Here is a 6,710-nt window from a genome sequence, read left to right as displayed (position 1 = left end):
GATCCAAAAGCAAGACAATGACCGTRTGGCGATCCAGGACGGACTCTGTCGTATATACCATACCGGACAACAGTGTGGGGCAGGAACTCAAAGTACTACTGCCTGACCTGCCGGAGGACTTCCTGACATTTGAGCTAGTAACTACCTCCGCAGACGGCGATAGCAAATCACTACCTACTGAACTATCAAGTAGAATATACGGGGATAAATATAGGGAGAGTCTAAATAATAGATTGATCGATGTCGCCACATATATCGAATCTTCCAATGAGCTTGATGTCACCTGGAAAAGTGCTTTTGAAGGAGCGGTTAGTATTGAGTTGAAATATGATGGGACTGACGGGGAGACCCGGGTAATAGAACTCCCCATAGAAGAAAGATCTATAGTCTATCTCAACAGGTTCGGCGGAGATCTAATGTATAGAACAGGATATCTCCCTACAGAGAATGCCATAGACACTTTTTATACGGAATACATTGATTTGCCATTCTCTGAACCATATGTTATCGAAGGATTAACATTTAATGGGACTAATCAGTATATGAGGATTGCTGATCATCCGGATTTGAATATCAATTCAGGCGAAGTATTAAGTATCTCTGTATGGATAAAGACACCGATCGGCAACAGGAATCAAAGGCTATTGATGAAGCGTTATACTTCTACTACTGCTGATCCAGTTAACGGAAATACAGGTTATGGCATCGTACCTCTATCTAATCGTCGTACCTACGCCGATTGGTATTATAGGTCTGGCTCGAATCCTAATCCAGGTGGAGCAGCTAATGTACTTTCCGGAAATGATTATTATCCATTGGACACATGGATTCATTTGGTGGCTATATTTGATTCGTCTACTAAGCAAATAAAACTATACCAAAATGGAAATCTGGTTGGTACGGCAACTTTACCGGCGGCTGTTCCGGAAAATCCTAATATTGTTAGTATTTCCGATGTGTTTGTTGGGGCATGGAAAGAGTCTCCAACGGGTGCTCTGAAAGAGTTTTTTAGTGGTGAGGTGGCACATTTGCGCTTTTGGAAGAAAGCTCTCAGTCCTGAAGAGATCCAAATAGATATGTCGACCCCAGTTACTGCAGAAACTCCCGGGTTAGTAGCCGCCTATGATCTGAGGAAGGTACAGGGTAGCGGTACTAATCTGACGATTGCAGATATAAAAGGAAATCATACGGCGGTATTGTATGGTTTTAGCAGGTAATGGTACATATAGTAGAGACACAAGATATTGTGTCTCTACACTAGGTAGAATCAAAAGAAATATAAAAAAAAACAATAGACATGAAAACTCTTTTATTGAACTTGTTGTGTATGTTCGTCCTTTTGGACGCCACATCATGCGCAAAAAAAACAGACGATCCGAAAACAAAAGTTGAGGAGAGTGCGCTGTCGCTTAAGTTGATACTGCCCAATGTTGCTGCATCAGGCTCTACAATACAAATACAGGGACGCGGATTTGGTAGTAGTCTGGAGGCTGTCCAAGTCAAGTTTGGAGATGTTACGAGCGAAATATTGGACCTATCTAATGGTATTATTTCGGTGAAAGTCCCAGAATTGGCTGATGGGTCAAAGATCGATGTATCTGTCGTAGTAGGAGGTCATACCTCTAACATAAAGTCAATTCCGTGTGCGAAAAATAGAAAGAGCCTGTAGTTGCACAGAAAGACACTATCGAATGGATAGAAGACAAAAATCCCAATATAGCAGCCATTGAACCAGGTATTATTTCCTATAATGAGCAGGTGGTCAAGTATATACGTAATGGACAACAGTTGCTAGAAGTCGAATTGGGCAAGCCATCGTTGGTTGTGGTGGCCGAGGAAGAGGTTGGTTGGGGCTTTTATCAGTTTCCGTCTATACGTCGCTCTTTGTCCGGGCAATTGGCTGCCGGTTGGTCCATGAATCATGATAATGCGGAGAGCTACGGAAAACCATCGTTAGGAATCAATAGTGCTATATCTAATGATGGTGGCGTGACCTGGACGACGGTTGTTAAAGGCCCGGCGGGGGCAGGCACACTGCTAAGTAATGGGGATAGAATTGCTGTTGGAACTCCGGCAGCTGTCCCATTGGAGGATCTGGATCTGCCTACTCCTATAGCCACTTTACAGGATGCGTCTAGCTATGGCCGAATTATGCGTATTTATGAGTACGATAAACTGCCTTTACAGTTACAAGGAACTTATCAGTCCCGTATGAAGAAGGGGCAGACTTCATGGATAGCTGAGCGAGGCACCTTGGTCAGTCCTAAATTGGCCCGTTATGCTGATGGCAATCTGTTCCCAGTAGTATGGTGGGGAGATATACAGGAAATTTCTGATGGGGTATATACCTGCCTTATCCCGGTTTCGAAATCAATTCAAGTGGTGGAGTGGATCCGGCGGGTGTCATCTGTTACAAATCTACAGACTTTGGCAAGACGTGGGTGAAGCAAGGCAGTATACTTTACCAACCCGATCTTTCTTTAGATCCAAACGGCAATAAACGAAAAACATTCGGATGGACAGAACCAGCATTTACGGTATTAAAAAATGGAACTTTCTTATCTGTTCTGCGTACGCAAGACGGTTTTGGGAAGAGCCCGATGTATTGGACGACATCGATCAACAAAGGTGTAAGCTGGTCTACGCCGAAGGTTTTTACCGGAAGCGGAGTACTGCCTAAGTTGTTGGAGCTGGACAATGGTATAGTGGCATTAGCCTCCGGCAGACCCGGTGTGCAGCTGCGGTTTATGCTGAATGATAATCCCAATGATTGGTCGGAACCTTTTGAAATGTTGCCTTGGGTAGAGAATGAAGTACAGTTGACAAATGATGCCCTTGGTTCCTCCTGTGGATATACGCAGATGTTGAAAGTGGATGAAAATAGCTTCTTGATTATTTATTCGGACTTTAAGCACAAGACACCAGAAGGGCTTACACGTAAAGCTATCAAAGTACGTAAGGTGACGGTGAAAAGGATATAAATCTGTTTATTCTTGTAAATCTAAGGGAACAAAATAGTGCATATAATATTAAGTTACAAATCACGAAACATAATGAGAAGATACTACGGATTGCTTTTTCTATTGACAGGGTGTGCAGTACAAACTCCGGCTGTCAAGGTGCAAGACGTGCGGTTTGATGCAGATAGGCAACCTTTGAAAGAAGGTATAGCTGCATACGATAAGATGGATTATATCTATCAGAAAGATGGCAAGGATATTTTTAAGATCAGTTTTGGCGAACCTGTTGTTGTGGCTGTTGCGGACAAACCCTACAAATGGGGCTTCTTTCAGTTTCCCGGATTATACAGGTCAGACCAAGGGGAGATCGTGGCCCGATGGAATATGGCGACAGATGATGCTGAGAGCTATGGAAAAGGTGGTGCTGGATATGCTGTTTCAAAAGATCAGGGGGTAACCTGGACAACCATAGAAAGCGCGCCCATCGGGGGCGGTCTCAAAATTAACGGAGGCGAATATATAAGCATCCATACTCCTCCGGCCATTCCATTAAAGGATCTGAAGTTGCCAGAGCCTATTGCAACTGTTAAGGAGGCTTATGGGCGTACATTTAGGTTTTGGAAAGTAGAACAATTGCCGGAGGAATTGCAGGGTGTCTACATCAACAGGAGGGTGACGGGAAGTGATCAATGGGCTCTTGAGCATAATAAGATATCGGAAGCCAATATGGTACGATATTCGGACAACAACTTACTGCCGCTGGTGTGGTGGGGTGATATGAAGCTGGAGAAAGAAGGCTCTATCGTAGCCGGCGTATACCCCGGCTTTACCTTTGTCAACGGAACGGTGCCACCTTCGGACGTGGCTTTTTATCGCTCGCAGGATGGGGGAAGAAGCTGGTCATTCATCGGACGTATCCCTTATGACTATGACCCGGTAAAAGACCCGAATGGAGGACAAAGGCTGGCCTTGGGATGGACGGAGCCGGCTTTTGAGATCTTAAAAGATGGTTCCTATCTAAGTGTTTTGCGAACTACGGACGGCTTGGGCAATAGCCCGATGTACATAAGCCGGTCTTTGGATCAGGGAAAAAGCTGGACTAAACCTGAAGTTTTTACTAAAGCAGGTGTTTTGCCAAAGTTGCAGCAATTACAGAATGAAGCAATTGTTTTAGCATCCGGCCGGCCGGGGCTACAGATACGCGTAGCATTGGATAAGGAGGGCAAAGAGTGGTCAGATCCCTTTGAAATGCTGCCTTGGACAGAAGGAATAAATCGAAATGAGTTAACTTGCGGCTATCCGGATTTATTGCAGACCGGACAGGATAAATTTTTGTTGGTCTATTCGGATTTTCAATATAAAACAGCTACCGGCGAGATAAGAAAAGCCATTAAAGTCCGTGAAATAACTGTTAAACTCTTATAGGTATTTATGAATAGGTTTTTTGTTACAGGGATTTTGGTGTTGATAAATTATTGTTGCCTCTTTGCACAAAAGACGGAGACAAGAATTATTGCATGGATACAAGATAAACGAAAGCCAGTTGCAATACACAATGCCGACAAGGATAATGAAACTGTTGTTTCCGTTGCCAGTATGACTACATTCACATTAAAAAAATAAATCAATGCACTATTTAAAGACTATTTCGTTCCTGGTTATAACGTCCTTATTTATTCAATTTTCTATCGCGCAGACAAAGAGTGGTTTGCGAAAAATAAAGGATATTGTTATATATGAAGACACCTTGTTTTATAACGCCTTTCCTTCGGTTATAAAAAATAAAAATGAGTTTTTGTTAGCGTTCAGGCAGGCTCCCAATCGTCGTATATTCGGTACGGAGAAGATTTCACATGTCGATCATAACAGCTATTTGGTAACCTTGAGATCTAAAGACGGTGAACGATGGTCTAAATCCCCTGAGTTACTGTATGCTCATCCGTTTGGCGGGTCGCAGGATCCTTGCTTGATCCGACTCAAAGACGGTACACTGCTCGCTGCCAGTTATGGCTGGACAACTGTTGATAAAAGTTTGCAAAGTCCGGAAAAGCCTTTGTTTAATTCAGGTGGTTTTACTTTTTTAGGTGGATATGTCATGCGCTCAACCGATAATGGGAAGAGCTGGCAAGGGCCTTATTATCCGGTCCATGTCCCCGATGAGCGGCATTATGATCCCTTCGGACAGCCGATGTCGGCTTATAATCGTGGAGCGATGTACGAAACAAAAGATGGTCGTGTGCTGTGGGTCGTAGCGGCGCATGATCGTGCGGGTAAAACATCCAATTACTTGCTGACCTCTCACGACAAAGGATTGACCTGGGAGTATTCGGCGGTGGTGGCCAAGGATGATAAGATCTCGTTCAACGAAACATCGGTTTATGAAACGCCAAAAGGGGACATCGTGGCATTTATGCGTACAGCCGGGTACGATGATCAGCCTGTATCGCACGTTCGACGGATGGCGGGAAGACTTTCCATTGGGAAAGTATGGGATTTAAAGGACATCCTTTACAAGCTTTGCGACTTCGGGACAACAGGGTGTTGGTGGTATATGGATACCGTCATGAGCCCTTCGGCATTCGTGCCCGTATATTGAACGCGGAGTGTACCGATTTTGCTACGGCTGAGGAATTTGTAATCCGGGAGGACGGTGGCAGTTGGGATATCGGCTATCCCTGGGCGGTACAGCTAGACAAAAACAGGGTTTTGGTCGCCTATTATTACAATCAAAACGACGGGCCGCGATACATTGCAGGTAGTATTCTGGAAGTGGAATCTCAAAAAGGTAGGTAAATATTATAGAGACATTATATAAATTTCAATAAATACCATGATAAGCAGATATTTGAATTGCAGCGTATTGCTAGCCATAATGGTCTTCTTCACAGGATGTGGAAAGGGCAGTGTGCCGGATAAGGGAGAAGAAGTTATCCCGGACAAGGATGAGGATCCAAAGGAAGAGCTTTCAGGCAAGTATACCAACCCTGTTTTTGAACCAATACTGGCTGATCCGACAGTCGCCCGGGATCCCAATACCGGTATTTTTTACGCCATTGGTACCTCGGACGACTGGGGTGACGGCAAAGGTCACCGGCTGATGCCGGTACTGAAGTCTCCGGATATGGTAAACTGGACCATAGTAGGCAACGCCTTCTTGTCCAAGCCGACATGGAAAACAGATAGAGCATCGGAAAGCTCTCTTTGGGCAGGGGATCTCGTCAAGGTCAATGGTATGTATCACCTCTATTATTCCTATTCAGCATGGGCGGACGCCAATCCTGCAATAGGTCTGGCCACGTCTCCCAGTCCGGCTGTACAATTTGTGGATCAGGGAAAGCTGTTTTTCACCAGTGAGGTTGGTGTACCCAATTCCATCGATCCGCTGTACTGGGAAGAAGGGGATAAAAAGTATTTGTTTTGGGGGAGCTACAGCAATTCAGCCAATCAGGGGACATATGGCATAGAACTGTCGGCCGATGGCAGATCTGTTCCTGACCTTACTAAAAAATTTAAGATCGCTGCGGGAGATTTTGAAGCGGTCGTTTTGCATAAGCGAGACGGGTATTACTATTTCTTTGGGTCTAGAGGACACTGTTGTGATGGAGCAGCTAGTGACTACCATGTCCGGATTGCACGATCCACGAGCCTGCAAGGAACGATTATCTGGAACAAAAATGGAAAGGATATCCGGGAACGTGGAAATGGAACAGTATTCTTGCAGGGTGAATCGCGGTGTATGCCCGGCCCGGA

General features: G+C 44.7%; 8 protein-coding genes. All 8 read left to right on the top strand.

The window, feature by feature from the left end; genetic code table 11:
* The coding region (locus SD31_RS11440) for a DUF4998 domain-containing protein (RefSeq protein ID WP_197053680.1) at nt 1–1,217 on the top strand (1,217 nt) is incomplete at its 5' end.
* 80 nt (nt 1,218–1,297) lie between these two features.
* Entirely contained in the window at nt 1,298–1,669 is a 372-nt protein-coding gene (locus SD31_RS11435; protein WP_082021935.1) for an IPT/TIG domain-containing protein, read from the top strand.
* Nucleotides 1,670–1,758: 89 nt separating this feature from the next.
* The gene (locus SD31_RS11430) at nt 1,759–2,445 is read left to right on the top strand and encodes a hypothetical protein (RefSeq protein ID WP_039054216.1); all 687 of its coding nucleotides are present in this window, start codon (nt 1,759–1,761) and stop codon (nt 2,443–2,445) included.
* Nucleotides 2,442–2,981, top strand: coding sequence for a sialidase family protein (locus SD31_RS11425; protein ID WP_039054215.1), 540 nt, complete (start codon nt 2,442–2,444; stop codon nt 2,979–2,981). Before SD31_RS11430 ends, SD31_RS11425 begins: the two co-directional genes overlap by 4 nt.
* A gap of 72 nt (nt 2,982–3,053) precedes the next feature.
* On the top strand, nt 3,054–4,385 hold the full coding sequence (locus SD31_RS11420; protein WP_156138338.1) for a sialidase family protein: 1,332 nt from the start codon (nt 3,054–3,056) through the stop codon (nt 4,383–4,385).
* A 202-nt stretch (nt 4,386–4,587) separates the two neighbouring features.
* On the top strand, nt 4,588–5,556 hold the full coding sequence (locus SD31_RS11410) for a sialidase family protein (RefSeq protein ID WP_197053679.1): 969 nt from the start codon (nt 4,588–4,590) through the stop codon (nt 5,554–5,556).
* A complete protein-coding gene (locus SD31_RS17545) occupies nt 5,553–5,753 on the top strand; it encodes a hypothetical protein (RefSeq protein WP_197053678.1) in 201 nt (66 codons plus the stop codon). The genes SD31_RS11410 and SD31_RS17545 overlap by 4 nt, the downstream gene beginning before the upstream one ends.
* 37 nt (nt 5,754–5,790) lie before the next feature.
* Nucleotides 5,791–6,710: family 43 glycosylhydrolase (locus tag SD31_RS11405; protein WP_039054219.1), on the top strand; the 920-nt coding region annotated here is incomplete at its 3' end.

Origin of the sequence: Sphingobacterium sp. T2, from assembly GCF_000814685.1 — a bacterium.
Classification (GTDB): Bacteria; Bacteroidota; Bacteroidia; order Sphingobacteriales; family Sphingobacteriaceae; genus Sphingobacterium; species Sphingobacterium thermophilum.
The sequence above is the reverse complement of the archived record's forward strand: the minus strand, read 5'-3'. Positions and strand labels throughout refer to the sequence as shown.

Coding starts and splice junctions, on each gene's coding strand:
- SD31_RS11435 (WP_082021935.1), top strand. CDS start 1,298: ATGAAAACTCTTTTATTGAACTTGTTGTGTATGTTCGTCCTTTTGGAC.
- SD31_RS11410 (WP_197053679.1), top strand. CDS start 4,588: ATGCACTATTTAAAGACTATTTCGTTCCTGGTTATAACGTCCTTATTT.
- SD31_RS11420 (WP_156138338.1), top strand. CDS start 3,054: ATGAGAAGATACTACGGATTGCTTTTTCTATTGACAGGGTGTGCAGTA.